The 24314-nt window shown below is 45.4% G+C and carries 21 protein-coding genes; 8 read left to right on the top strand and 13 right to left on the bottom strand.

Annotated elements, in window-relative coordinates:
- Positions 1-10 precede the first annotated feature (10 nt).
- Together BG260_RS03935 and BG260_RS03930 are read left to right on the top strand one after the other, a co-directional pair.
- Positions 11-586 carry a YceI family protein gene (locus BG260_RS03935; RefSeq protein WP_069130633.1) on the top strand — a complete coding sequence of 192 codons (576 nt, stop codon included), beginning with the start codon at positions 11-13 and terminating at the stop codon, positions 584-586.
- Between the two features lie 11 nt (positions 587-597).
- Positions 598-1257: a hypothetical protein gene (locus BG260_RS03930; RefSeq protein ID WP_069130632.1), complete on the top strand. Its 660-nt coding sequence runs from the start codon at positions 598-600 to the stop codon at positions 1255-1257.
- On the opposite strand, the gene BG260_RS03925 is transcribed toward BG260_RS03930, so the two are convergent.
- Entirely contained in the window at positions 1248-2303 is a 1056-nt protein-coding gene (locus BG260_RS03925) for a saccharopine dehydrogenase family protein (protein WP_069130706.1), read from the bottom strand. The two genes, BG260_RS03930 and BG260_RS03925, sit on opposite strands and share 10 nt — an antisense overlap.
- 174 nt (positions 2304-2477) lie before the next feature.
- Here BG260_RS03925 and BG260_RS03920 point away from each other — a divergent pair, with 174 nt between their 5' ends.
- Together BG260_RS03920 and BG260_RS03915 are read left to right on the top strand one after the other, a co-directional pair.
- Entirely contained in the window at positions 2478-3293 is an 816-nt protein-coding gene (locus BG260_RS03920) for a UDP-2,3-diacylglucosamine diphosphatase (RefSeq protein WP_069130631.1), read from the top strand.
- Positions 3290-4333, top strand: a complete 1044-nt coding sequence (locus tag BG260_RS03915; RefSeq protein ID WP_069130630.1) for a glycosyltransferase family protein — start codon at positions 3290-3292, stop codon at positions 4331-4333. The genes BG260_RS03920 and BG260_RS03915 overlap by 4 nt, the downstream gene beginning before the upstream one ends.
- 47 nt (positions 4334-4380) lie before the next feature.
- Here BG260_RS03915 and BG260_RS03910 read toward each other — a convergent pair whose 3' ends face one another.
- From BG260_RS03910 to BG260_RS03885, 6 genes are all read right to left on the bottom strand, one after another.
- Positions 4381-6450, bottom strand: a complete 2070-nt coding sequence (locus BG260_RS03910; RefSeq protein WP_069130629.1) for a M16 family metallopeptidase — start codon at positions 6448-6450, stop codon at positions 4381-4383.
- Positions 6451-6460: 10 nt separating this feature from the next.
- A complete protein-coding gene (locus BG260_RS03905) occupies positions 6461-7993 on the bottom strand; it encodes a M16 family metallopeptidase (RefSeq protein WP_083750085.1) in 1533 nt (510 codons plus the stop codon).
- Between the two features lie 211 nt (positions 7994-8204).
- On the bottom strand, positions 8205-8969 hold the full coding sequence (locus BG260_RS03900) for an SDR family NAD(P)-dependent oxidoreductase (protein WP_069130628.1): 765 nt from the start codon (positions 8967-8969) through the stop codon (positions 8205-8207).
- 52 nt (positions 8970-9021) lie between these two features.
- On the bottom strand, positions 9022-10014 hold the full coding sequence (locus BG260_RS03895) for a universal stress protein (RefSeq protein WP_069130627.1): 993 nt from the start codon (positions 10012-10014) through the stop codon (positions 9022-9024).
- A 148-nt stretch (positions 10015-10162) separates the two neighbouring features.
- Positions 10163-11302 carry a DUF368 domain-containing protein gene (locus BG260_RS03890; RefSeq protein ID WP_069130626.1) on the bottom strand — a complete coding sequence of 380 codons (1140 nt, stop codon included), beginning with the start codon at positions 11300-11302 and terminating at the stop codon, positions 10163-10165.
- A 17-nt stretch (positions 11303-11319) separates the two neighbouring features.
- Positions 11320-12543 (bottom strand): spinster family MFS transporter, encoded by a 1224-nt coding sequence (locus BG260_RS03885; protein WP_069130625.1) that lies wholly within the window; start codon positions 12541-12543, stop codon positions 11320-11322.
- Between the two features lie 52 nt (positions 12544-12595).
- On the opposite strand from BG260_RS03885, the gene nth reads away from it, so the two are divergent.
- Entirely contained in the window at positions 12596-13387 is a 792-nt protein-coding gene (gene nth / locus BG260_RS03880) for an endonuclease III (protein WP_245683890.1), read from the top strand.
- A complete protein-coding gene (gene amrB, locus BG260_RS03875) occupies positions 13384-14607 on the top strand; it encodes an AmmeMemoRadiSam system protein B (RefSeq protein ID WP_069130703.1) in 1224 nt (407 codons plus the stop codon). Before nth ends, amrB begins: the two co-directional genes overlap by 4 nt.
- Before the next feature lies 1 nt (position 14608).
- Here amrB and BG260_RS03870 read toward each other — a convergent pair whose 3' ends face one another.
- Complete coding sequence (locus tag BG260_RS03870; RefSeq protein WP_069130624.1) at positions 14609-15337, bottom strand: polyprenol monophosphomannose synthase; 729 nt, start codon at positions 15335-15337, stop codon at positions 14609-14611.
- A gap of 120 nt (positions 15338-15457) precedes the next feature.
- Here BG260_RS03870 and tgt point away from each other — a divergent pair, with 120 nt between their 5' ends.
- On the top strand, positions 15458-16585 hold the full coding sequence (tgt, locus tag BG260_RS03865; protein WP_069130623.1) for a tRNA guanosine(34) transglycosylase Tgt: 1128 nt from the start codon (positions 15458-15460) through the stop codon (positions 16583-16585).
- A gap of 81 nt (positions 16586-16666) precedes the next feature.
- Here tgt and BG260_RS03860 read toward each other — a convergent pair whose 3' ends face one another.
- The 4 genes from BG260_RS03860 to BG260_RS03845 all read right to left on the bottom strand — a co-directional run bounded on the left by BG260_RS03860 (position 16667) and on the right by BG260_RS03845 (position 21908).
- Positions 16667-17833: a porin gene (locus tag BG260_RS03860; protein ID WP_083750081.1), complete on the bottom strand. Its 1167-nt coding sequence runs from the start codon at positions 17831-17833 to the stop codon at positions 16667-16669.
- 130 nt (positions 17834-17963) lie between these two features.
- Positions 17964-18728 carry an MIP/aquaporin family protein gene (locus tag BG260_RS03855; protein WP_069130621.1) on the bottom strand — a complete coding sequence of 255 codons (765 nt, stop codon included), beginning with the start codon at positions 18726-18728 and terminating at the stop codon, positions 17964-17966.
- Between the two features lie 69 nt (positions 18729-18797).
- A complete protein-coding gene (gene glpK, locus BG260_RS03850) occupies positions 18798-20294 on the bottom strand; it encodes a glycerol kinase GlpK (RefSeq protein WP_069130620.1) in 1497 nt (498 codons plus the stop codon).
- 24 nt (positions 20295-20318) lie between these two features.
- Positions 20319-21908, bottom strand: coding sequence for a glycerol-3-phosphate dehydrogenase/oxidase (locus BG260_RS03845; protein WP_069130702.1), 1590 nt, complete (start codon positions 21906-21908; stop codon positions 20319-20321).
- A gap of 230 nt (positions 21909-22138) precedes the next feature.
- Here BG260_RS03845 and BG260_RS03840 point away from each other — a divergent pair, with 230 nt between their 5' ends.
- Positions 22139-22906 carry a DeoR/GlpR family DNA-binding transcription regulator gene (locus BG260_RS03840; RefSeq protein WP_069130619.1) on the top strand — a complete coding sequence of 256 codons (768 nt, stop codon included), beginning with the start codon at positions 22139-22141 and terminating at the stop codon, positions 22904-22906.
- 3 nt (positions 22907-22909) lie between these two features.
- Here the strand turns inward: BG260_RS03840 and BG260_RS03835 are convergent, their stop codons facing one another.
- Complete coding sequence (locus BG260_RS03835) at positions 22910-24283, bottom strand: YfcC family protein (RefSeq protein ID WP_069130618.1); 1374 nt, start codon at positions 24281-24283, stop codon at positions 22910-22912.
- Positions 24284-24314: the final 31 nt, after the last annotated feature.

The raw sequence follows: 24314 nt of genomic DNA, 5'->3' as shown, positions 1-24314 counted from the left end.
AACCCATAACATGAAACTTCTTCAGATTTCCATCTTTATTAACCTGTGGATTATGCTTTTTACAGTAGCTGAAGGAGACATTTTTTCCCAAGACCGGTTCACCGCTGACGAAGAGGTGAGCCGGCTTTGGATTGAAGGGAGTTCAAATGTTAATCGGTTCGATTGTATTGCTCACAGTTATGATGGTGAAGCAATCGTGCAGGATGCTGTCAATCAAAGTGTTTCCCTGGAGGTTGAAATAGACGTAAACGGATTCGACTGCGGTAAGCGAAAGATGAACAACGACATGAAAGATGCGCTTAAAGCAGATCAGTATCCTACCATTAAATTTGTATTCAACAACGCTGAATCACTGTCGGATGACAGTTACAATATTCTTGGAGAGCTTACGGTGGCAGGCGTTACAAGAGAAATCAGTTTCACCGCAGATGGTGAAATACTTGAAGACGGAAGAATGAGGGCGCGCGGCAGTAAAAAAATATTTATGACTGATTTTAACATAGAGCCGCCAACCGGGCTTTTTGGCCTGATTAAAGCAGATGATGAACTTACCGTTCACTTCGATCTAACTGCGAAACGTATTTGAGAGAGACGGAAATGCTAAAAACGTGGATCGAAAAAATCAAAAAAGCTCCGAAACACTATGGAGTTAAATACTGGAAATACAGCTATTCCAACAATATGCTGGAACTGTCAGTCAGTAAAGATTACCGGGAAGATGAAAACGACTACCGAAATGCGATCATCAGTATTGGGAAAGTTCTCCAGGCACTCAGACAAAACATGACCAAAAATAAAGTTCAGCATCATATTCAGATTTTTCCAAACTTTGATGATTCATCGCTGATTGCGGCGATACGAACATTTCCTTCATCTCAAATCAACCCACAAAAAACACCCGCTGATGCTGGGCAATATTCGGACTCAGAGATCATGGTAGATGGGCTCAAAAATTACGCAATAGCCAATCAACTCAGTTTGAAACAACTTTCGGAATCAGATTTAGTAAAGTTTCAGATAAAAGATCCTTCAAAATCGATGAATTGGTTTGTGCTGTGTGCAGACCACGAAAATCCATTTACCTGGCTGCGAGTAGGATATTGGCACGAATTTGTTAATACCCTGAACAAAGAGAACCCCGGTAAAATTGTCATCGTTTCAGATTCAGATCTACCCGACAGTAAACTACTGTTGAATGGATCTGTGAAAAGCAATCACGTTCAGCTGGTGGTAGGAATTGATCCCACTCACAAATAATTTAATTCCGATTTCTCAAACTCCAGGATAAACTCCCCTCCGTAAACAAGAGAAGGTGTTTGATAGCCCTTTCGGAAGTTCCCGCTCAAGACACGATGAACAATTTCGCTTGATGTCTCGGCGGTGAGCCTATACCCTTCCATCGTTTTTAAAAGTGCAACGACTGAGTCCCCTTTTGAATTGGATACCGTGCCCCACACCAACGATTCGCCTTTTTCTCTCTCTTTTTTAGTCGGGCCGGGTTTTCCTTTTTCCACCTGTGAATTTAAGAAAGATTTTACCCGGTTATTCTTAACGACGGGCCCCAGTCTGTTCATCCACTTCATTCTTTGGATCATTTTTTTAGGCACGGCGGCATAAACAACAATGTTCCCGATCCCGGTTGAGGTGTAAGCTGTTGAAATATCACCCCAGGGAATGGAAACAGCTGTCCGCCACTGATCTCCAAACCGGATTTTCCGAACCAGATACGCTGCAGGTACCTGCTCAATTTCACCCCCAATTCGTACCGCACCGCCACTTCCCAAATTTTCGATCATGGTTTTTGCTGTTCCACACGATAAGCCGCCACCCAATCCGGAAATAGCAAGCTCAAGGTGTGTCGCGTCCGGGAGTTTCTTATAAAGTAAGCTGGCCAAACAATCGGACGGAACCACATCAAACCCAACACCGGGCATCGCCATCAAATTCTTTTTCTGAAAATGGGGGTCTAATTTTTTGAGTGACTCAAAAACGGGAATTTCACCCGTTATATCCAAATAGTGACATCTGTTCCTCAGGCAGGCTTCGGCCATCGGTTGCCATGTATGAATAAATGGACCTGCGCAATGAAGAACTGCATCATGGCGTCCCAACAGATGATCCATTGATTCCGTATCAGCTAAATCAGAAGCTTCATAATCCAGCCCCAACCGCTCAGCCTGATCGCGAAGTTTATCTTCATTCCTGCCGGAAAGCGTTACATTCGCCCCCCGTTTTGAAGCGATCTCTGCAATCAGGTTTCCCGTATATCCATAACTGCCATAAAGAACCCAGCGCTTTTCCATTTTCTCAAATTTTAAAGGGTGTGAACCCTCGCGATTACAATTCATTAACAATCTCATCATTTAAAACTAATGATGCCAACATCATAACGTAACACGATGTAAAGATCTTTAGTTAGCAATCTGCAAGACGTTACGTACAACGTTAATCGCTGCACTTCATAAACATACCTCTACATGCAAAAACGTTCATTGGAAATTGTTGTTCTGTCGGACATTCATTTAGGCACCGTTGGGTGTCATGCCCTGGAACTGCTCCAATATCTCAATTCCATCGATCCTAAAATCATTGTACTGAATGGAGATTTTATTGATATATGGAATTTTAAGAAGTACTACTGGCCCGAATCACACATGATGGTATTGCGAACGCTGCTGACCATGATGGCTAACGGTACGGACATCTACTACTTAACCGGAAATCATGATGAGGTGCTTCGGAAGGTATCCAGCCTGCAGCTCGGTCCATTCTTTATCCGCGACAAATTAGTGTTGAACCTGAAAGGTGAAAGGGTATGGATTTTTCATGGAGACATTTTTGATGTGACGATGAAACATAGCAAATGGATCGCAAAAATTGGCGGACGCGGATATGATTTATTGATTCTTCTCAACCGAGCCATCAATCGAATATCAACGAAGCTCGGAAAAGGAAAGCTCTCTTTGAGTAAGAAAATTAAGGATAGTGTAAAAAAAGCAGTTCGTTTTATTGATGATTTTGAGATGACAGCCATGGAGCTCGCTATTGATGAAGGTTACGACTATGTGATTTGCGGTCATATCCATCAGCCAAAAATCAGAGGCTATGAAAATGATAAGGGATCTGTGATATATATGAACAGCGGCGACTGGATTGAGAATCTCACTGCACTAGAGTATGACGGAGAGGAATGGGATATGTATCGCTACACCGAGGAGGAAATGCTTGAGAACCGCCGAATTGAGAAACTTGTAAAAAACAGAATGATCCACGACGAGATAATCATCCAATGAGAATACTCTACGGAATACAGGGAACAGGCCACGGACACATTAGCCGGGCAAAAGAAATCTTGCCAAAATTGACTGAGCATGCATCGGTTGATGTTCTGCTTAGCGGCTACAACTGCAGGCTTCATCTCGATGAGGTGGCTGTTTCCAGAAAACGCGGAGTGAGCCTGGCTTACAATGATCAGGGCGGTGTTTCATTTCTTGAAACAGCGCGAAGCCTTCAGCCCGTCACATTTCTGAAAGATGTGCAAACCATTCAACCAAGGGAATATGACCTTGTTATTTCCGACTATGAACCGATTACAGCCTGGGCGTCTATTCAGTCTGAAACTCCCTCTATCGGGTTAAGCCATCAAGCCTCATTTTTATCAGAAAAGTCTCCCCGACCGGATCGAAAATCCTATTTATCTGAAGCTGTACTGAAATATTTTGCGCCTGTTCAGCATCCGGTCGGCTTTCACTTCAAGCGGTACGACTCATTTATTCTGCCACCGGTCATTCGTGGAGAGATTCGAAATCTTATTCCTGTTACAGGCAATCACGTAACCGTATATTTACCATCCTATCATCCGGATTTTCTCGCTAAACATTTTCAAGAATTTGAAAGTATTGAATGGCATATATTCTCACCACTATGCGAGAAGAGTTATCAATCGAGCAATGTGATTGTTCACCCTGTTGGTAACAGACCTTTTCTTGAGAGCCTTGAATCTTCGCGAGGAGTGATAGCCGGTGCTGGGTTTGAACTGTGTGCAGAATCGATGTTTCTGGGCAAGAAGCTACTCGCCATTCCAATCAAAAATCAGTATGAGCAGTTATGTAACGCAGCAGCACTTAAACAGATGGGCGTTCATGTGGTTTATGAGATAGATCAGACATTTACTGAACGTATACACCATTGGATTGATGATAGCAGCTTGATAACACTTGACGAATCTGCCAATATTGATCAGCTCACTCAATTGATTATCCGGTACACCGGCCGTGTTCATTCACGTACAGAAAAGATATCAGCCCGGCTTTTTAACGCCTCCATCACATAGAAAAGGCCGGATAAACCGGCCTTAACTCAATTTGTAATGTAATCAGATTAGTTAACAGAATGTGATGAAATCACAGTTCTTGACACCTGATTCCCATCGGAGTAGCTAATCGTTTCATACGCCATCAGAACTCCACTCTGCTCCTGCCAGTCACCATATTCAACGGTCACTGAAATTCGCCTTCCCTGTTGGGGATCCATCTGCCGGTACTCAGTCTGGGCGGGAAGTGCGGTTTCTGTGTCTAGGTAGATCTCCAACGGCAGTTCATCATTGATGCGCAGATGAGCATACTCCTCCCCATCCAGCTCTTTCATACCCAGGAATTCAACATCCAGCTGATCTTTATTAATTGCCAGGTAGACATAATTCCTGTAAAGTTCAGCTTTGGACTGCTGAAGCTGTTGTGGAGGCATCGGCATTTCATTTCCTCCGGCTAACATTCTACCCTGCCCATCGGCTATTTCGATGGTAACCTGTCCCATCGGGGCATTCACGATCGAAGTAATTCTTTCCTCCTGAAAGTTGAGAGTCTGTTCGATTCCGATCGACATCTCTCCGCCGGGAGTCTGCACAATGTTATCTGCTTCAAATGTCAGGTCGGCATCAAACGAACCGTTCGGTAAAATGGCCGTTGCCATTCGCTCCAGCCACTCGCGACCCATCTCTGCATCACCCTCAACAACCTCCCGGTCATCTGCCGGTTCCGGAATGGTAATATCAATCTCATTTACCGTTCCATACTTGGATAGCTGATCACCAATCTCTTGTGAGTTTCCTACGACCAGTATCTGTACATCTGAAGGGCGCAGATACTCCTGTGCAACTTCCATAACGTCTTCGGTTGTCACCTCACGGATCTCTTCGACCAACCGATCAAATGTATCTTCCGGCAGACCTGCATAGTCGTAATTCAGTCTTTCATTCAGAATTTTTGAGCGGCTGTCGTATCGGAACACCAGTGAATTCAGGAATTGATCCTTCGTTTGCTGCAGTTCCTCTTCAGATACAGGTTCATTTTGCAATCGTTCAATCTGGCCGATAATTGCATCAATCGCTTCAGCCGTGGTTTCACTGGCAGTCATTACACCCGCAGTAAATGTTCCGGGGTAGAACGTGCCGCTCCCGTACGAACCGAATACGGAGTAGGCGAGTCCCATATCTGATCGAACCACCTGAAACAGGCGGCTGGAAAATCCTCCGCTCAACACCTGATTCATCACCTGAAGTTTTGCATAATCCGGATTGTCTCTCATTCCGCCAATGTGCCCCAAAAGTACGTAACTTTGGTTTACATCCTGTTTGTCGACAAAATTGATGGAGTTTTCGAAAGCATAATTTATTTCAGGCAGGTCAATTTCAATCGTCTCTCCGGCCGGAAGTTCTGAGAATACCCTTCTCAGAGTAGATTTCATCTCATCCATCTCGAAATCACCGATCACGCCAATCAGCATGTTATTCCCTACAAATGATCTGTTGTGGAACTCGACCATATCCTCCTGTGTGATATTGTCGATTGTCTCATATTCTGTATGGCGTGCATACACACTACCCTCCCCATAAATTAATTTTCTGAACTCACGGCTTGCTATCGGAGCCTGATCATCATTTCTGCGTGATATGGCAGACTTCGACTGTGTTTTGGCCAGTTCAATTTTATCTTCGGGAAAGAGTGGATTTTGCATCAGATCAATAAAAACCGGCAATAGTTCTTCAAAATCCTCTTTCAGCACATTCATGGATGCAGATCCGGAGGTCATACCTATTCCGGTTTCCATCCGGGCTGCACGGTTTTCCAGCAGCTCATTTAAATCATCTGCCGGGTACATTTCCGAACCGCCAGTTCTCATTACAGTACCGGTCATGGATGCCAATCCGATTTTACTGTCCGGCTCCAGGAAAGATCCGGTTCGAACCCGTACGTTGAGATTGATAAGCGGGAGTTCACGATCTTCTACAAGGTAAAACTTGATGCCATTATCCAGCTCCAGAATTTCAACCTCCGGCATTTCAAAATTGTTGATCGCCGGAAAGTCAATTTCATTCCACTTCTTCTGTGCATCGGCAATCTGTAATCCTGCAAAAAGCAGTACTATAACTGTTAAGATAAATTTCTTCATTTCGGTACCCTTAATTTTCTTCAGAATTCATTGCAACTTCCTCGTCATCGCCAGATTGGTTTTTAATCATTCCAACCGTTCGATTGTTTTGAATAAAGTAGGTTTGAGCTACCCGCTGAAGATCTTCAAGCGTTACCGACTCCAGCCTTTCCAATGCTCTAAACGACTCTCTCCAGCTTCCTCGCTGGGCGTGTGCCTCTGCAAAACCGAGGGCGAGTCCCATATTACTGTTCAGGCTGCGCACTTGATTGGCTCGGGCATTGGTAAGTGCACGGTCCAGCTCTTCCTGGGTAATATCGCCATCCTTAACTTTCTGAATTTCTTCTTCAATTACCGATTCAATCTTGTCCAGTGACACTCCCTGATTCGGCACGGCTAGCGTTAAAAACAGCCCCGGGTACTTGGTACCGGGAAAACCGTTAAACGCCTGTACGGCGAGTGCAAGCTGCTCATCTTCTACAAGCCTCTTATACATACGGGAAGTTCTTCCTTCAGAAACGATAGAGCCCACAAGCTGAAGCGCTGCAAAATCGGGGTGTGTCTGAGAAACTGTGTGGTAGCCGGACAGGAAAAATGGCTGAGACTCCTCAATCATCACAAACCGGCGTTCACCCCGTTGTTCCGGCTCTTTTGTGATCACTTCAGGTGCGGGGCGTCCGGGACTCATACGGCCAAAGTAGGTTTCCGCCAGCTCTCTCATCCGGTCCGGATCCACATCCCCTGCAATAGCGATGGTGATGTTACTTGGCGTATAGTACTGCTGATAAAATCGTTTTGCATCCTCAATAGAAGTCCCCTGAATATCTGAAGCCCAGCCAACAACAGGATTTTTATACGGGTGTGCTGAATATGCAACACTTAAAAACTCCTCGATCAATCGACCAACCGGGTTTGAGTCGGTACGCATTCTGCGCTCCTCCATCACCACATTCTTTTCAGCATAAAACTCTCTGAATACCGGATTCAGAAACCGATCCGATTCCAGCGAAAACCAAAGTTCGGCCCGGTTTTGAGGTAAACTGTAGAAATATCCGGTCGCATCAGCACTGGTAAATGCATTTAAACCGGTGCCGCCATTCTGTTCAATAATCTGGGTAAACTCATTACTGACCACATACTGATCAGCCTCTTCCACCAGGTCATCAAAACGTTGTTTCAACCGCTCCAACCTTTCTTGATCGGGGTTGGGTTTACTTCGCTCACGAACCCACTGCCTGTACACATAGTCTGTTCTGGCAATCGCCCGGCTCTCACTCTCCCAATCCGTCGTTCCAATATCCTTGGTTCCTTTGAAGGCCATGTGTTCAAAAATGTGTGCCACCCCGGTATTCCCAACCGGTTCGTTTACACTGCCTACATTTACAAATGTGACAAAAGTTGCCACCGGTGCAACCGGCCGTTCTAAAATGATAAAGTGCAGCCCGTTGTCCAGAGTAAACTCCGTGACCTTCTCCTCAAATGTATCCAGGCCCTGAGAGTTTATGATTCCCGGTAAAGCCAGAACACTCAGCAGACTTAAAAGTAACTTATTTCTTATCGCCATAATGAATGGTGTTGTAGTTTTGGTTAAAAGACGGGTTCGTCTACGCTAATGTTGAATAAAAGATTCACATATCCCCCGATTTTTTACATAGAAATATTGCAACCAAATATTTAGAAAATCAAATAGATAGGAACAGTTTCTTAAAAATTCTCAATCCTCAAAAAAACCGACCTCCGGCAGAGGTCGGTTTTCATTATATAAGCTGAAAAGTTTATACGGTAAGTCCACCGTCAATTACATATTGAGCTCCGGTAATAAATTTACTTTCATCCGACGCCAGGAACAGGGCAAGATCTGCGATCTCTTCATTTTTTGCATATCGCCCTAAAGGAATACTTTGTTCAAAGCCTTTTTTCGCCTCCTCTGCGTGTCCGGGTGCAAACCCTTCCTCGAGTGAACGCATCATTCGGTTATCCACCGGAGATGGGTGAATCGTGTTCACCCTGATCTTATCTGCAGCACCCTCTAAGGCCCCTACCTTCATCAAACCGACCGTTCCATGTTTACTGGTAACGTAAGCGCTCACGTTTGGTGTCCCCTGAAGTCCGGCAACAGAGGATGTAATGATTACACTTCCTCCCCCGCCCTTTTTCATGTGTGGAAATGCATGTTTCATACCCAGCCACACACCCTTCACATTTACAGCCATAACCTTATCGTATGTATCTTCAGGATACTCTTCGATCGGTTTTACCACCCCCTCGATACCGGCATTTAAAAAAAGCACATCAATTCTTCCATAAAGCTCTATGGCTTTATCTGTGTACTTTTTCACATCGCCGGATGAAGTAACATCAGCATCCACATAGTGAACTTTATCACTCTTGAGCGTGGATGCGGCTTCCTTCAGTGCATCCTCTTTAAGGTCCACCAATAAAACCCCACCGGCACCCTCATCAAGCATTTTCTGAGCTGTTGACAACCCAATTCCACCGGCTCCACCGGTAATCACGATATACTTCTCTCTTACTCTCATAAAACACCTCTCTATTTGTATTTAAAGTTAGTTCCCTTATTGGGAAGTCCTTTTACGCCTCTTCAAAATCTTTCTCTTCCGGCCGAACTGTTATCACCGGTTTGGATACATATTGAGCCACTTTTTCCGCCGTTGAACCGAGGATCAGGTGGGCAAATCCACTATGCCCGTGTGTAGCCATCATGACCAAATCAGCTGAATCGGAAGCGTAGTTTTCAATTTCATAATGTGCTGATACTCCTTTCTCAATTTTTGTAAAGAGCGGTATGGTTCTGCTTTGGTCGCCATCGGTTATCACGACTTCATCCTCAAACGTCACGCCCGTTCTCTGCACATGAATATTCTCGATTTTTCGCTTGGTGAGGTAGTTATTTAACCGTTCAATAATTGCTTCATAAATTGAAATCGCTTCTCCTTTGGCCGGAGACCTTGGAATATCTTCAGATATACTACCGTAGAGTTCAATCACATGAAATAGTGTGAGACTAGCCCCAAACGAATCGGCAAGTGCCGCTGCCATTGGAAATGAAGCAAGCGACAGTTCAGAGGTATCGGTAGTAACCATAATATTTTTCACGTCATCGGCATTAAAACGATCTCCTACCGAAAATACTGGCACCTTCGACCGGCGAATGACGCGTTCTGTCACGCTTCCGCGCAGCATTTTGGTTTCATGGGCACCTTTTGCACCAATCAGAATTAGATCATATCCGTTTTTTGAGGCGTGCTCTACAATGGCTTCAGAAGGACGGCGGTCGACTTTCACAAAATGATCCCCGCGATTTTGTTCAACAATGTAGCTCGACATCGCTTTATCAATTTTTTGCTCAGCCTCTTCAATCACACGCGGATAGACATCCTTGTTCATATCGAGCGGAACACCCAGACGCTTGATGCTTTCATTTACATACTTGAGTGTTGGTACGATATGAATGAAATCAATTTTCCCGCCAAATTTTTTCGCAATCTTTTGGGCTACGGCGTATGCTCCCTCTGCTCCTTTTGAGAAGTCTGTCGGCACCAGAATTTTGTTGAATGTAATCATGGTTGTTGTCTGTTTTTGATATTAAAATTCAAATTATTGCACCACCGGTGAAAACTCCTGACACCTTAAAACTTGGTTATCGTCCCTACTTAAATTTTGGAGTTTCTCGTCTATTAAGCAAGAAATATTTCGCTTATCTGAAAATAATTCAACGATTTGGAGATGCCTTCCTCAGGTAGGCAATACCAATAATCAGTAACAGTCCACCGATGATTCCAAGAATCCCCTCAACCGTCTTCAATTCACCTGCAGGCTCATCATCCCACGGTGAGAGCGGTGTGCTCGATACCAACTTTCTCGATACGGTTTCAATAACCACCAATTCTGAACCGCCCTCATCCTCAAACCTCTCTGCCACGCGTTCGTACCGGGGCAAATTGGGATCCATTCCCTGCTCCGAAATTTCCTGTACTCGAGGATGGTCAGCCGGTAAAACCTCGCTGCTTCGCACCATCTCTTCAAATTCCCGATCCTGATAAGGCCAGATTACGTACAGGGAGCCTAGTAAAAACCCAATCAAAACAAGTAGTGTAATCGCGTAATATCTGTCGAGCAGCCAAGAAAGGAGCCTTGAAAAAAGCATGAGCCCCACAATGGCCCCCAAAGCAAATGGAATGATATTCAAAATGGCCTGGCCCGTTTCGGGTGAACCAATTGCCCCGAGCTGAGCCAATACATAATCGTACTTTCTGAAGATAAGCAGGATGTAGGAGCCTGAAATACCGGGTAGAATCATCGCACAAATAGCCACCGCCCCACTAATAAACACATACCAGAAGGTTTCAGGTGTGTCTGCCGGAACCAGGGTTACTACCCAAAACCCGATGGCCGCACCGGCAAATAGCGGCAATAAAGATCTCCACTTTCGATCAGACTCATCAAGCTCTGCCAGAAGCAAAAATACAGACCCCAGGATCAATCCAAAAAAGAGCCCGTAAATCAACTCAGGATGAGTAAACATGTAGACCTGAAGTGGCACAACACGAGTAAAAAATATGATGGCAAGGATGATACCGGTGAAAAGAAGCAGCAGAAATTTCCAGTGCAGGTATTCAAAAAATCGCTGAACACGTAGTGTAAACAGGCTTTTTACTGCTTTTGTGTCCACACTTTTAATCGCATAGATCAGCCGTTGATAAATACCGGTAATAAGAGCCATGGTTCCGCCACTGACTCCCGGAACAATATCCGCCGAACCCATTAAAAAACCCTTTAAAATAAGGTAGGGGGATTCTTTCCAGTCGGTATTATCGTGATTTACTTTTTTACTCTTTATTTCTGAATTCATTCAATTTCAGTAATTGATTATTTCACTACATCCTCATCGTAGTATTTCATTGCCCAAAAAAGGAATATTGTTGCTCCGGCCGAGCAGGTAGCAATCACCGTAAACATTGCGTGTGCCACGGCTAAATCGCCGGAATAGACGTAATCCATCAACCAGCCGGTAACAGGCGGACCGATTCCAAACCCTGCTATACTGATCACAAAAAGATAAATTCCTCCGGCCAATGCCCGCTTTGAGTCCGGCACAAAATACTGAATTATTGCTGCTGCCACACCATTGTATGACGAGGCAAATAAAACCCCGATTCCCATCAGAAGAAAGGCCGCTTGTGGCGAAGCAGCATACAGACCAAGTCCATAAAATGGCAACCCACCCAAAGCTGCAAACACGCCCATTAAAAAACGCCGGTTTGGGGATGTTTCAGCAAGGATGTCGGCCAGCTTACCCGACAATATCACCATACTTCCCACGCCAAACATAAACCAACCATAGCTTGAAATAAGGTCCGGCCGGTTGTGAATGTCATTAAAGACGTTTCCAACAAATGCCAGAATTGTGTAACCCATACAAGCTAAAAAGGAGAATCCAATTAAATGCAGCCTGACAGATTTTTTTCCCAAAATGGTTCGGATATCAACCCATACGCTCTCTTCCGGTTTTTGTGAATTGCCAGAACGGGACGGTTCTTTCACTAAAAACCATGTAAGGGGTGCAAGAATCAAACCGGGAATACCAACAACAATCATGGCTATTCGCCAATCGTACTGCATAGACACATTTCCTCCAATCAAAAAAGAGAGGCCCACTCCAATAAAAATGCCACTCGCATAAATCGAGAAAACGGTTGCTCGTTTTTCATGCGAAAACGTATCGGCAAGATAGGAGTACACAGCCGGGCTCAGCATCGACTGGCTTAAGCCTACAAAAATCCTGGCCGTGATGAGGAATGCAAACGAGGCGGCAAATCCGCTCAAAACGGTCATCAAACTCCAGACGAACAACCCTATCGAAATCATCATTTTACGGGATGTTCGATCGGTAATTCTTCCCATTGGAATTCCTGCAAGTGCATAGACAAACGAGAAAGCCGGCCCGTATAGCAACCCGATCTGCAGATTGTTCAGAGTGAGTGTGTCCCGAATTTGAGTCCCCAGCACAGCTACAATCTGGCGATCAACAAAACTGAGGATATAGATAATGGTAAAGAGTAGTACCGTGCCGTAAGCGGCGTGCTTTTTCATGAGACTGTTTTGATTTTGATACGTGGCCAAGTTTACGGATTCAATCGGTTACATGAAAAGTAATGAGGCGGGGATGGCAAACGTTTTCGATCATAATTTTATTTATGAATCGACATTCATAAGTTTTGGTATTAATTTTAAAATCAAACCGACAGAATTGGCTAAACTTCCAAGAAAAAGCAAAGCCCAAAAAGAGCGGGCACAAGATATACTTGACGCACTCTACGAACACTACCCAAACCCTCACTGCGAACTCAATCACCGGAACCCTTTTGAGCTTCTGATCGCAACGATTTTGAGTGCACAATGCACCGATGAGCGCGTGAACAAGGTAACACCGGATCTGTTTGAGGCTTATCCTACTCCAGAAGCAATGTCTGAAGCTCCGCTTGAAGATCTCGAAGAGCTGGTTCGGTCTACGGGATTTTACAAAAATAAGGCAAAATCTCTGAAAGAGGCGTCAACCACCATTGTGGAAGAGTTTGACGGTGAGGTTCCGGACACGATGAAGGATCTGCTTAAGCTGCGCGGTGCAGCCCGTAAAACAGCCAATGTGGTATTGGGTAACGCTTTTAACAAAAATGTGGGCGTTGTTGTTGATACTCACGTAAAACGCCTATCGAACCGTTTTGGATTGACACGTGAGAAAAAGAATACCAATAAAATTGAGAAGGATTTGATGGCTCTCTTTCCACAAGAGCACTGGACAAACCTATCTCATCTAATGATTCACCACGGCCGGAACGCCTGCAAAGCCAGAATCCCTGAACCGCCCGAGCATCCCATCTGCATCAAATATGGAAAGAAGTGTGAATGCTGGAAAATGAGAGGACAAAACGAATGAACGACACTCTCCTGTTCGACTCGTACACCTCACCCATTCCTGAACTGCGCCGGGATATCCAGGTAATTCCGGTTCAAAATAATGGAACGTCCGTTCTCTATTTTCATGATGTAATGGGGTACACTACCCCAAATTTCGCTCTGGATTCTCAAACGGAAACTGTTTTGTCTCTCATCAACGGAAAAACTTCCGTAAAGGAGATCTGCGACCTGTCGAACGGAAATATATCACAGGATGAGCTGCTGGAATTTGTCCAGCTTCTGGATCAGCATCGAATATTGAATACCAAGCATTTCAGAACGTTTTCAAACCGAATTGAAAAAGAGTTTGAGAAACTGAGCGTGAGAAAACCGATCCTGAATGGCAGCAGCTACCCGGATCGTGAGGAGGAAATTCAGCAGTACCTCAATGATCTCTATCAGGACCAATCTGCGGCAACCGCCCAATCGTTCAAAGCCCTCTATGCTCCCCACATCGATTTACGGGTGGGTGAAGAGCAGTATGCAGAGGCATTCTCAACATTGAAACATCTGCAGCCCAAGCGGGTTGTCATTCTGGCTACCAGTCACTATGCCGGCTATTTTCCCGATCAGTATGAAGGAACGCCGTTTATCGGTTCAGAAAAAACTTTTCGTTTGCCGCACAGGTCGTTTGAAACAGATCAGGCTTATCTGAAAAAGCTTGCAGAAAATGCACCTGGCTTTACCCTCTCCGACCGGGCTCATCGGATTGAACACAGTATTGAAATACACCTCCTGCTAATTTCGGAGATCTGGAAGCACGATGTTGAAATTGTCCCCATTCTGGTTGGTTCGCTGGATGAGATGATGTACCATCCGGAAGGTGATATTGCTGATAAGCTGAATCGGTTTTCAAAAAAACTGAATAAACTCGACACTCCGGATACATTCTATCTTATCAGCGGGGATCTGTCTCACATCGGGAAAAAATTTGGCGACAGCGTACATGCCGACCTGATGAAACCAAACGTGGAGCAGATTGACAAACGCTTTCTAAACGCTTCTGTCCGCAACAACCCGGAAGATCTGCTCTCTGAAATTTCAGAACACTTCGACTCCTCCCGAATTTGCGGATTCCCGCCGCTATTCACCTTTATGAATGCATTTCCGGAGTTACACGGAGAACAGATCAACTACCACTGGTGGGATGAACAGAGAACTGAGAGCGCTGTGTCGTTTGGGTCCATTCTCTACAAGTAGTTCAGAGCTTGCCAATCAGGCTTCTGAATTTCAGGCTCCAGACTCTCCAGATCGCCTCCCGGACAATAGATTTGGACATTTTGGAAACGCCCTCCTCCCTCTCTTTAAAGATGATGGAGACCTCTTTGAGATTGAACCCGGCCTTCCATGCCCTGAAGTGAATTTCGATCTGAAAAGCATATCCGTTCGATCGAATTTTTTTCAGGTCGATCGTATCGAGCACGTTTCGATGGATGCATTTAAAGCCGGCGGTTGTGTCCATCACAGGAATTCCGGTAATGATTCGAGCGTATAAATTTGCACAATAGGAAAGAATCAAACGTCTTAACGGCCAGTTTACGATACTGATTCCTTTGATATATCTTGACCCGATGGCAAGGTCAGCCTCACCGCTTTTTACCGATTCCACAAGTCTCGGAAGATCGTTTGGATCATGGGAAAAATCTGCATCCATTTCGCAGATGTAGGTATATCCATTCTTTAACGCATATTCAAACCCTCGCACATATGCTGTGCCAAGTCCGAGTTTCCCTTCTCGTTCAATCAGAAAAATTCTGTTGTGAAACACAGTCATTTTCTCTTTGATGAGATCTGCGGTTCCATCCGGTGATCCGTCATCAATAAACAGCACATCCACATGAGGCTGTAAATTCATCACAGTATCAATTAGCCGCTGCACATTGTGGGCTTCGTTATATGTGGGTATAATGACAACCGTATCGGAGCTCATTATCTATCTGGATTATCTGTTTGATCAGATATTAGCTGTTATTACTTCGCGATGATGCGTATTTTCTGCATCAAGAATGCTGAAAATAGCGCCTTCTCATTACAATTAATAAATATTTCTTTGTTTACTCTACATCACGAATCATCTCAGACCAAAGCCAGAACCGGAACTTTAAAAACAGATCATGGAGAGATTCAGACGCCGATCTTCATGCCTGTTGGCACACTCGGTACTGTAAAAGCGGTAAATCAGGACGATCTGCTTAAAAAGGTAAAGGCCCAGATTATTTTGGGCAACACCTATCATCTCTATCTGCGCCCCGGGAACGACATCATGAAGGCTGCCGGCGGACTCCATCAATTTATGGGCTGGGACAAACCGATTCTTACCGACTCGGGTGGCTACCAGATTTTTTCCCTCGCTGACATACGAGACCTGAAAGAGAAAGGCGCAACATTTCAGAGTCATATCGACGGCTCAAAACACCTTTTCACTCCCGAAAATGTGGTGGATACTCAGAGAATTCTTGGGTCGGACATTATGATGATTTTGGATGAGTGCCCGCCCTATCCCGCTGAACGGGACTATGTAGAAAATTCCATGGAGTTGACGCACCGATGGGCTAAACGCGGACGCGAACATTTTCTCAAAACCGATCCGCTTTATGGGCACAATCAAATGCAGTTTGGTATTGTTCAGGGCGGAGTTCATAAAGATCTGCGAAAACTATCCTCAGAATATATGGCCTCTCTCGATTTTGAAGGACTGGCCATTGGCGGGCTCAGTGTGGGTGAACCGACTGAATTGATGTACGAAATAACAGATTTCAATACAGATCACCTGCCAAAGAGTAAACCCCGTTACTTGATGGGTGTTGGAACACCGGCCAATCTACTGCAAAATGTAGCCTACGGGGTAGATATGTTCGACTGCGTGATGCCAACCCGTAATGCCCGAAACGGCATGATCTTTACCCGAAACGGCAAAATCAATGTTCGAAATGCCAAGTGGAAGCACCATCACCAGCCGCTAGACAGTGATTTCCCCTCAGAACTGGCTCAAAAATATAATATGAGCTATATCCACCACCTCATCAGGTCGGATGAAATTCTGGGTCTAGAATTGACTTCTAAACACAATCTCACATTCTACCTCTGGCTGATGGAGCAGATCAGGGAACAGATCAATAATGACACGTTTGCGGAGTGGTATCCAAAAATGATGGAGACTGTAGATCAAAAAATCTGATTGATATAAAATCCACTTCACACAAAATAACTCCCTCCATTACTCAAGGGAGTTATTTACTTTCATTGATATAAAAACACCTCAAAAGTTGAATTGCATCCCCGCAATCAGAGCCCGGTAATTTGACTGTGCATCTGATTCAAAATTCTGAACTTCACCAATCAAGGTTAGCTGATCCGTTACTTTATATCGAGTAAATACCATAAGCAACTGATTTGTAATATCCGGAGAGCTTCCAATAACCGTTGAGTTGGCATCCTGTGATCCTTCTCCATAGCTGCCGCCGATGATAATATCACCGAGTGTATATACCGCTTCGGTATACCACTGTGTAGCCTTCACTTCCGCCTGATCCAGCCCAGAACCACTCAGGTTCAGCCCTATTAATCCATCAGCACCTACGCCGGATGTCTGAGAATAAGCCCCGGTTAACTGCAAGCCACCGATATTGATTCTTGTACCGGCATCCCATCCGGAGATCGTGTACTCAAAATCCTGACTGACTACATCAACAGATTGAGCCATACCGCCAACCCAGATATCCATTGTGCCGGCCGTTAAATCAATGAAATAGTTTGCCTGCCCCTCAAACCGAGGCATTGTGGTTTCAATATCATCAGAAGGTCCATCCGGTTTTTCCGGGTTGATGAACCCTGCTTTCAGCGTCAATCCGCCAAGGCTCGGAGTGGTGTATGTGATCCTCGGGTTGAAGTTGGCGTACGTATAACCTGAACCGATCCGACCGAGCGTTGCATCTGCTGCATCAGGTCCTCCAAACCGTCCAACACCCATTGCGCTGCCGGCATCAGCAATTGCGCTGCTTCCAAAAATGCCAAATCCTTTACCCATGTTTACGGTGCCGAACTCTCCTGAGATCTCAATATCAGCGATTCTGCCCTCAAACAGACCATCATTTTGTATACCGGCTCCCTGAAGGTGATGATTAATCTGAAAAATACCTCTCACCGAAATCCCCCCCTTTGCAGGTGCAGATACTGAAAATGTGATATTTGCAGGGTTAAAACCGGACATGATCCGGCTCGAAAATTGATCTCCGCCGTCAGAACTGAAGGAATCATGTTTTGACAGGTTGATAAATACAGGCAGTTGACCTGTGACATCCAGCCCCCACCCTGAATCATTTTCGTATTGAATGCCCTGGGCCTGTATTGTGGCAGCATTTGAAATGTTTAAAAGAAAGGTACCCATCAAAAGTAGAGCAGTGACGTAAAGTTTCTTAAGTTCCATGAGAAAACTCCTGTTAATTCTTGTTAGCCTGTGGCTTTCCGTCAAATGGCGGCCGCAGGATGATTGATTGGATGTATGGGAGTTGAGGTGTGGATGACAGGCGGGCAGGCCTGTTCGTCCACACAATTTATTATAGGATCACAAAGAGTCCGGCTGCTATCGCCGCACCAATAATGGGACCAACTATGGGAACCCAGGAATATGCCCAGTCGCTGTCGCGCTTTCCGGGTATTGGCAAAAGGGCGTGCATAATTCTTGGCCCAAGATCCCGGGCGGGGTTAATTGCGTAACCGGTGGGGCCGCCAAGAGATAACCCTATTCCTAGTACCAGCAATCCCACAGGAAGGGCTGAAAGTGAACCGAGTCCAAACCCTACTTCAACACCGTCAATAACAATCACCTCAAGAAGTTCTCCATTCAGATCAATAAATCCGGGTGAGGTCAGGTAAAAAACTCCAAACACCAGCATCAGCGTACCGATCGCTTCGGTCATTACGTTGCTTGGATATTTCCGGATGGCCGGTGCTGTACAGTGTGTTGCAAGGATCAGGTCGGCATCCTCCTCTTTTGCGTAGTGGTCTTTGTAGGTAAGCCATACCAGCAAGGCTCCAATTGCAGCCCCGATCAGCTGAGCACCGATGTAGAAAGGTACATGTGCCCATTCAAACAGTCCCCCAAAGGCCAGGCCTAACGTTACGGCCGGGTTGATGTGAGCACCGCTATACTGCCCCACAACATACACAGCCGTAAATACGGCAATGCCCCACCCCCAGGTGATGGTAATCCAGCCGCCCCCGTTTCCTTTACTATCTTTAAGCAATACGTTTGCCACAACTCCATTACCAAGCAGCATCAGAATTGCAGTACCAATTATTTCAGCGATATACGGACTCATAATCCATTACTCCATTTTGTTGTAATTATTGAAAACAAAAAGTTTAAATGATAAAACTGAAGTTATTACTTACTTGTCGTCTGCCCATGCAATTGCAGCTCGTACGGCTCTCTGCCATCCATTGGTCAGCTTATTCACTTTTTCTTTCTCCATCTTAGGCGTAAACTCTTCGTCTACCATCCACTGTTGGCGAATCTCTTCGATATCGTCCCAGTAACCGACGGCAAGCCCGGCCAGATAGGCAGCACCAAGTGCGGTTGTCTCTGTAACTTTCGGACGAACCACCGGCACTTCAAGAAGGTCACTCTGGAACTGCATCAGCGTATTGTTGACCGTTGCGCCGCCATCCACTCGAAGCTCTTTGATCTGAATTCCTGAATCCGCATTCATTGCGTTAAGCAGATCCATAACCTGGTAGGCGATGGAATCCTGTGCTGCACGGGCAATATGGGCTCTGTTCGTTCCTCTTGTAATTCCAACCATCGTTCCCCGCGCATGCTGATTCCAATGAGGTGCGCCTAACCCTGCAAATGCAGGGACCAGATACACACCGTCAGAGTCTTCCACTTTATTGGCAAAATACTCGATATCTTTCGACTCCTGAATGATGCTCATCTCATCGCGAAGCCACTGAACCACTGCACCCGCAATAAATACAGAGCCTTCAAACGCATACTGAGTTTTTCCATCCACTTTCCATGCCACCGTGGTAAGCAGATTATTTTCTGATTTGATTGGCTTATCACCGATGTTCATCAACATAAAACATCCGGTACCGTATGTATTCTTCACCATCCCTTTTTCTGTACACATCTGCCCGAACAGCGCCGCCTGTTGATCACCGGCAATTCCCGCTATTGGCACCTTGCTTGCAAAGAGTGTGGTTTTTGTATTTCCATAAACCTCACTCGACTGCTTCACCTGCGGAAGCATACTTTTAGGGATGTCCATCAGCTCCAGAATTTCATGATCCCAGGCCATGGTATTGATGTTGAAGAGCATCGTTCTCGACGCATTCGTCACATCTGTAATGTGCAGTTCCCCCTGCGTAAAATTCCAGATGAGCCATGAATCGATGGTTCCGAAAGCCAGTTTTCCATCTTCAGCCTTTTTTCGCGCTCCATCCACATTATCCAGAATCCATTTCACTTTTGTTCCGGAAAAATAGGAGTCCACAACCAATCCGGTTTTATCCTGTATCATCTCTGCATGGCCGTCAGCTTTCAGCTTATCACAGTAATCTGATGTCCTTCGATCCTGCCAGACAATGGCATTGTAGATTGGCTGGCCGGATTCTCGGTCCCAAACAACCGTGGTTTCCCGCTGATTGGTGATCCCAATACCTGAAAGCGCTTTTCCATTAATGCCTGCAGAAGCGACTGCCTCGGCTGCGGTACCTGCCTGTGTTGACCAAATTTCCTGCGCATCGTGCTCAACCCAGCCCGGCTGCGGATAGATCTGCCGAAACTCTTTTTGCGCTGTTGATACAATTTCGCCTTTTTTGTTAAAGACGATGGCCCGGGAGCTTGTTGTTCCCTGATCCAATGCTAAAATGTACTGTTCCATGGTATTGTTGATTTTGGTTTTAGGTTAAACTGTTGGTTCCGGCCTGTATTCCTGCAACAAGTATCTGTTGGCCAGACCGGTAAACTCTTCTATCTGATTCTCGGCCCACACCTTATCCATTCCACGCTCGGTTTGAATTAGCTTAGCCACTTCCGGTGCCATATCTATTGCCGCCCTGGCATCCAGAAATAGCACGCGCACTCGCCGGGCTAAAAAATCCTCCACTGTGCGGGCCATCTCACTCTGTACAGCCCACACAACCTGAGCTTTTACATAAGGATAACTTTCGTGGATCTGTTCTCCTAACTCCGGTCGGTTTTTAATCAGATTTTCAATCTCTTTTTTATCTGAACCGTAGAAATAGAGCGGATCATCAAAATTTACACTACTGTCCGCACCGTGAATTTTCAAATGTTCAGACCGACTCTTCCCGGCTTTAAGTTCATGTACCTTGATGGCTCTGTCGATCGCGTCCTCACCCATTTTTCTGAACGTAGTCCACTTACCCCCTGTGATTGTAATCAGCCCCGAATCCGATACAATAATCTTATGGCTCCTTGATATCTCTTTGGTCTTCCCTGATCCGTCCTTGGGGGCGGCAAGTGGCCGAAGCCCGGCAAAAACACTTTTTACATCATTTCGAACCGGGGCTTTCGTCAGATATCGTGAAGCTGTTGAGAGTACAAACTCTATCTCCTCATCCAGGGCAACCGGCTCAAGAGAGTGCTCGTCAAGAAGTGTATCTGTCGTTCCAACGACAACCTTATCGTGCCACGGAACGGCAAACAGAACACGGCCGTCATCTGTTTTTGGAATCATGATAGCGTCTTTACCGGGCAGGAATTCTCGATCCAGTACTACATGAACTCCCTGACTGGGACGGATCGTTTTTTTGTGATCCGTCTGATCCATCTTCAAAATTTCATCTGCAAAAACTCCGGTTGCGTTGATAACAGCTCTCCCCTTCAATCTGTATTCGATTCCACTCTCTGCATCTTTTGCTGCCACACCTCGAATCTTGTCTCCCTCTTTCAAAAGGTTCGTCACTTCCATATAGTTTAAAACCGTTGCCTCATTCTCCCACGCTGTTTGCGCCACATTCACTGCAAGTCTGGAATCATCAAATTGCCCATCGTGATAAATGACACCACCCGAAAGTCCGCCCTGCTTAATTGTTGGAAGCCGATCAATCGTCTCACGTTTCGAAATTCCTTTCGATTTACCCAGACTTAGGGAACCGGATAGCAGATCATACATTTTCAACCCAGCCGTGTAGAAAAGCTTATTAAATAGCGAATAGATTGGAATCACAAACGTTTCATTCTGAACCAGGTGTGGTGCATTTTTCTGAAGTAACCCACGCTCTCTTAATGCCTCCCGTACCAAATCCACATTTCCCTGTGCCAGATACCGAACACCACCGTGAACCAGCTTTGTACTTCGGCTGGATGTCCCCTTTGCAAAATCGGACTGCTCTAGCAGCAGTGTGCTCAATCCTCTTGATGTTGCATCGAGTGCAACCCCCAATCCTGTTGCTCCTCCCCCGATGATAATAACATCCCACTCATGATTTTCTCTCTCTTCTAATTGCTGTATCAATCTTTCTCTTTCCATGATGTTTGTCATTTCGTTTAAGTTTCACATCATTCTGTTTTAAACATAATTCAAAACAATATGAAGTACAAACGGAATAATACGAATCGATCATGCTACAAAGAAGCCGAATATCTTCCAACACATGGGGCTCAATGGCTTATAACAAATTTCATTTTATTTCACATACTACATTAGAATTTGAGAAACAGGGTATTCTTCATATATTACCCCCAAAATGAAACACTATTATGAATATTTCTGAACGACACGAAATAATTCTTAATAAACTGAAAGAGAGTGGCAAAGTTAATGTTCAGGAGTTGAGCGAAGAGCTTTCCGTTTCGGAAGTCACTATCAGAAAGGATCTGCGTTTACTGGAAGACAAAAATCTCCTCTTCAGAACTCACGGAGGTGCCACTCGTTCAAATCCTTACACCAGCGATCGGCCGGTTTCAGAAAAGGCGAAAGTACAAGCCCGTGAAAAAGAGGCTATTGCAAGAGAAGCAGTTAAGCTGATTGGGGATAACGACTCCATCATACTTGCATCCGGCACAACAGTTGCGGCCCTGGCAAATGTCATTCAACCCGCGAACAGACTCAATGTCATCACCTCTTCGCTTGATGTTTCACTTCAGCTGTCCGGGCACGACAATGTGGAGATCACTCAGCTTGGAGGGCAGCTCAGGCCAAGCTCAAACTCTGTGGTAGGACCCTATGCAGAGCAGTTTCTGGATAACATCACCTGTGGGATTCTTTTTCTTGGCGTAGATGGAATTGACCTGGATTACGGCTTAACAACCACAAATCTTCTGGAAGCTACTCTGAATCAGAAGTTTATCAACATCGCACAGTACACGGTTGCCCTGGCCGATCACACAAAATTTGGGAAACGCGGTTTTGGGCGGATTTGCACGATCGACTCTGTTCAACACATCATTACAGACTCCGGTACGCCGGATTCTGTTATTCAAAACCTGGAAAAGAAAGGGATTAGAGTGACGGTGGCCGACGTCTAAGACTTAGGAAAATCCAAACATTACCATTCCCACCATACAGATGGCCGCAAACGCAAGCAGTTTTGCAATAAGCGGCAAGCAGAACCGAAACCATCGGTCATAAGGAACGCCGGCCATACCGAGAATACCCATCAACACTGCATTGGTTGGTACAATCATATTGGCAAACCCATCACCAAACAGAAACGCTTGGACTGCGATCTGGCGCGATACTCCAAGAAGATCACTTAAAGGGGCCATCAACGGCATCGTTACAAATGCCTGGCCGCTGCCTGATGGAACAAAAAGGTTCAGAATGGTCTGCATGATCATCATTCCAACAGCGGAGAGCTCCGGACCTACACTGGAGAGCGGAACAGATAGTGCGTTCACAATGGTGTGAAGAATTTCACCGTCTTCCATAATCAATGCAATTCCACGGGCAACACCTACAAGCAGGGCAGTTTCGGTCAGATCTTTCGCACCTTTTACAAATTCTCTTGCCATCAGGCTCGGTCCAATTTTCCCAATCACAGCAGAAACCACACCCAGTATCACGAAAGCTGCACCTAACTCATTCAAATACCATCCGCGTGTTGCAATTCCCCACACGGCTACCCCCAGGGCAAGTATAAAAGAGAAGAGAATGGCAACATGCGATGCAGAAAGTTTTGGATACTCTTTCGGTGTTACGTCCGGCTCAGGTGGGGCAATTCCACTCATCAAACTTACGGAGGGATCTCGCTGAACTTTTCGGGAATAGCTATAGACATGATGCGCCCCAATCATCACAAATGGGATTAAAATTCCCAGGCGTACCGGCCAGCCGGAATAGGTTGGTAGCCCGGCAACTCCCTGCGCCACAACTACGGTATACTGATTAAATGCAGCAGCCCCGTATCCAATTCCGTAACCGGCGACAATAATTCCAACTGCGGTCATTGTATCCATTTTCATAGTTCGGCAGAGAGCCGCCAAAATCAACACAAACGGGATATATTCTGCAGAGGCACCCATTGCACTTGATGCCAGTGCAAAAACAAATACAGTAATAAATATAAGCGTGCCGGGTCTTCCTCCAAGGTTTTCCAACAGTCTGCCGAGAAGAGCATCAATGGCCCCGGTTTTTCGGATTACCGCTAAAACACCGCCAATAATGAAAAGAAAAAAGATGATATCCTGAGCGGCTGCAAAAGCTCTTGGTATTGCCGTAAATAGCGTAATTGGATTTAACAGTTCACCATCCTCTACCACCTGAAACGTACCCGGCACAACTACTTCACTACCATTAACAACTTCCGTTTCAAATTGCCCCTGAGGAATAATCCAGGTTGCCACCAAAGCCGCAACCATCAAAAAAAAGAGCAGCGTGAGCGTGTGAGGCATTTTAAATTTCATGCAGAGAGCTCTATTCGTTCAAATTTTTATT

This window comes from Rhodohalobacter halophilus, from assembly GCF_001715195.1.
GTDB classification, from domain to species: Bacteria; Bacteroidota; Rhodothermia; order Balneolales; family Balneolaceae; genus Rhodohalobacter; species Rhodohalobacter halophilus.
The sequence above is the reverse complement of the archived record's forward strand: the minus strand, read 5'-3'. Positions and strand labels throughout refer to the sequence as shown.

What these genes read in the sequence shown, in the direction of transcription:
- BG260_RS03855 (WP_069130621.1), bottom strand. Translation starts at nt 18,728, where the DNA reads ATGAGTCCGTATATCGCTGAAATAATTGGTACTGCAATTCTGATGCTG.
- BG260_RS03925 (WP_069130706.1), bottom strand. Translation starts at nt 2,303, where the DNA reads ATGGAAAAGCGCTGGGTTCTTTATGGCAGTTATGGATATACGGGAAAC.
- BG260_RS03860 (WP_083750081.1), bottom strand. Translation starts at nt 17,833, where the DNA reads ATGGAACTTAAGAAACTTTACGTCACTGCTCTACTTTTGATGGGTACC.
- BG260_RS03885 (WP_069130625.1), bottom strand. Translation starts at nt 12,543, where the DNA reads ATGAAAAAGCACGCCGCTTACGGCACGGTACTACTCTTTACCATTATC.
- BG260_RS03915 (WP_069130630.1), top strand. Translation starts at nt 3,290, where the DNA reads ATGAGAATACTCTACGGAATACAGGGAACAGGCCACGGACACATTAGC.
- BG260_RS03935 (WP_069130633.1), top strand. Translation starts at nt 11, where the DNA reads ATGAAACTTCTTCAGATTTCCATCTTTATTAACCTGTGGATTATGCTT.
- BG260_RS03910 (WP_069130629.1), bottom strand. Translation starts at nt 6,450, where the DNA reads ATGAAGAAATTTATCTTAACAGTTATAGTACTGCTTTTTGCAGGATTA.
- BG260_RS03845 (WP_069130702.1), bottom strand. Translation starts at nt 21,908, where the DNA reads ATGGAAAGAGAAAGATTGATACAGCAATTAGAAGAGAGAGAAAATCAT.
- BG260_RS03890 (WP_069130626.1), bottom strand. Translation starts at nt 11,302, where the DNA reads ATGAATTCAGAAATAAAGAGTAAAAAAGTAAATCACGATAATACCGAC.
- amrB (WP_069130703.1), top strand. Translation starts at nt 13,384, where the DNA reads ATGAACGACACTCTCCTGTTCGACTCGTACACCTCACCCATTCCTGAA.
- glpK (WP_069130620.1), bottom strand. Translation starts at nt 20,294, where the DNA reads ATGGAACAGTACATTTTAGCATTGGATCAGGGAACAACAAGCTCCCGG.
- nth (WP_245683890.1), top strand. Translation starts at nt 12,596, where the DNA reads ATGAAAAGTAATGAGGCGGGGATGGCAAACGTTTTCGATCATAATTTT.
- BG260_RS03920 (WP_069130631.1), top strand. Translation starts at nt 2,478, where the DNA reads ATGCAAAAACGTTCATTGGAAATTGTTGTTCTGTCGGACATTCATTTA.
- BG260_RS03840 (WP_069130619.1), top strand. Translation starts at nt 22,139, where the DNA reads ATGAATATTTCTGAACGACACGAAATAATTCTTAATAAACTGAAAGAG.
- BG260_RS03900 (WP_069130628.1), bottom strand. Translation starts at nt 8,969, where the DNA reads ATGAGAGTAAGAGAGAAGTATATCGTGATTACCGGTGGAGCCGGTGGA.
- BG260_RS03870 (WP_069130624.1), bottom strand. Translation starts at nt 15,337, where the DNA reads ATGAGCTCCGATACGGTTGTCATTATACCCACATATAACGAAGCCCAC.
- BG260_RS03905 (WP_083750085.1), bottom strand. Translation starts at nt 7,993, where the DNA reads ATGGCGATAAGAAATAAGTTACTTTTAAGTCTGCTGAGTGTTCTGGCT.
- BG260_RS03835 (WP_069130618.1), bottom strand. Translation starts at nt 24,283, where the DNA reads ATGAAATTTAAAATGCCTCACACGCTCACGCTGCTCTTTTTTTTGATG.
- BG260_RS03930 (WP_069130632.1), top strand. Translation starts at nt 598, where the DNA reads ATGCTAAAAACGTGGATCGAAAAAATCAAAAAAGCTCCGAAACACTAT.
- BG260_RS03895 (WP_069130627.1), bottom strand. Translation starts at nt 10,014, where the DNA reads ATGATTACATTCAACAAAATTCTGGTGCCGACAGACTTCTCAAAAGGA.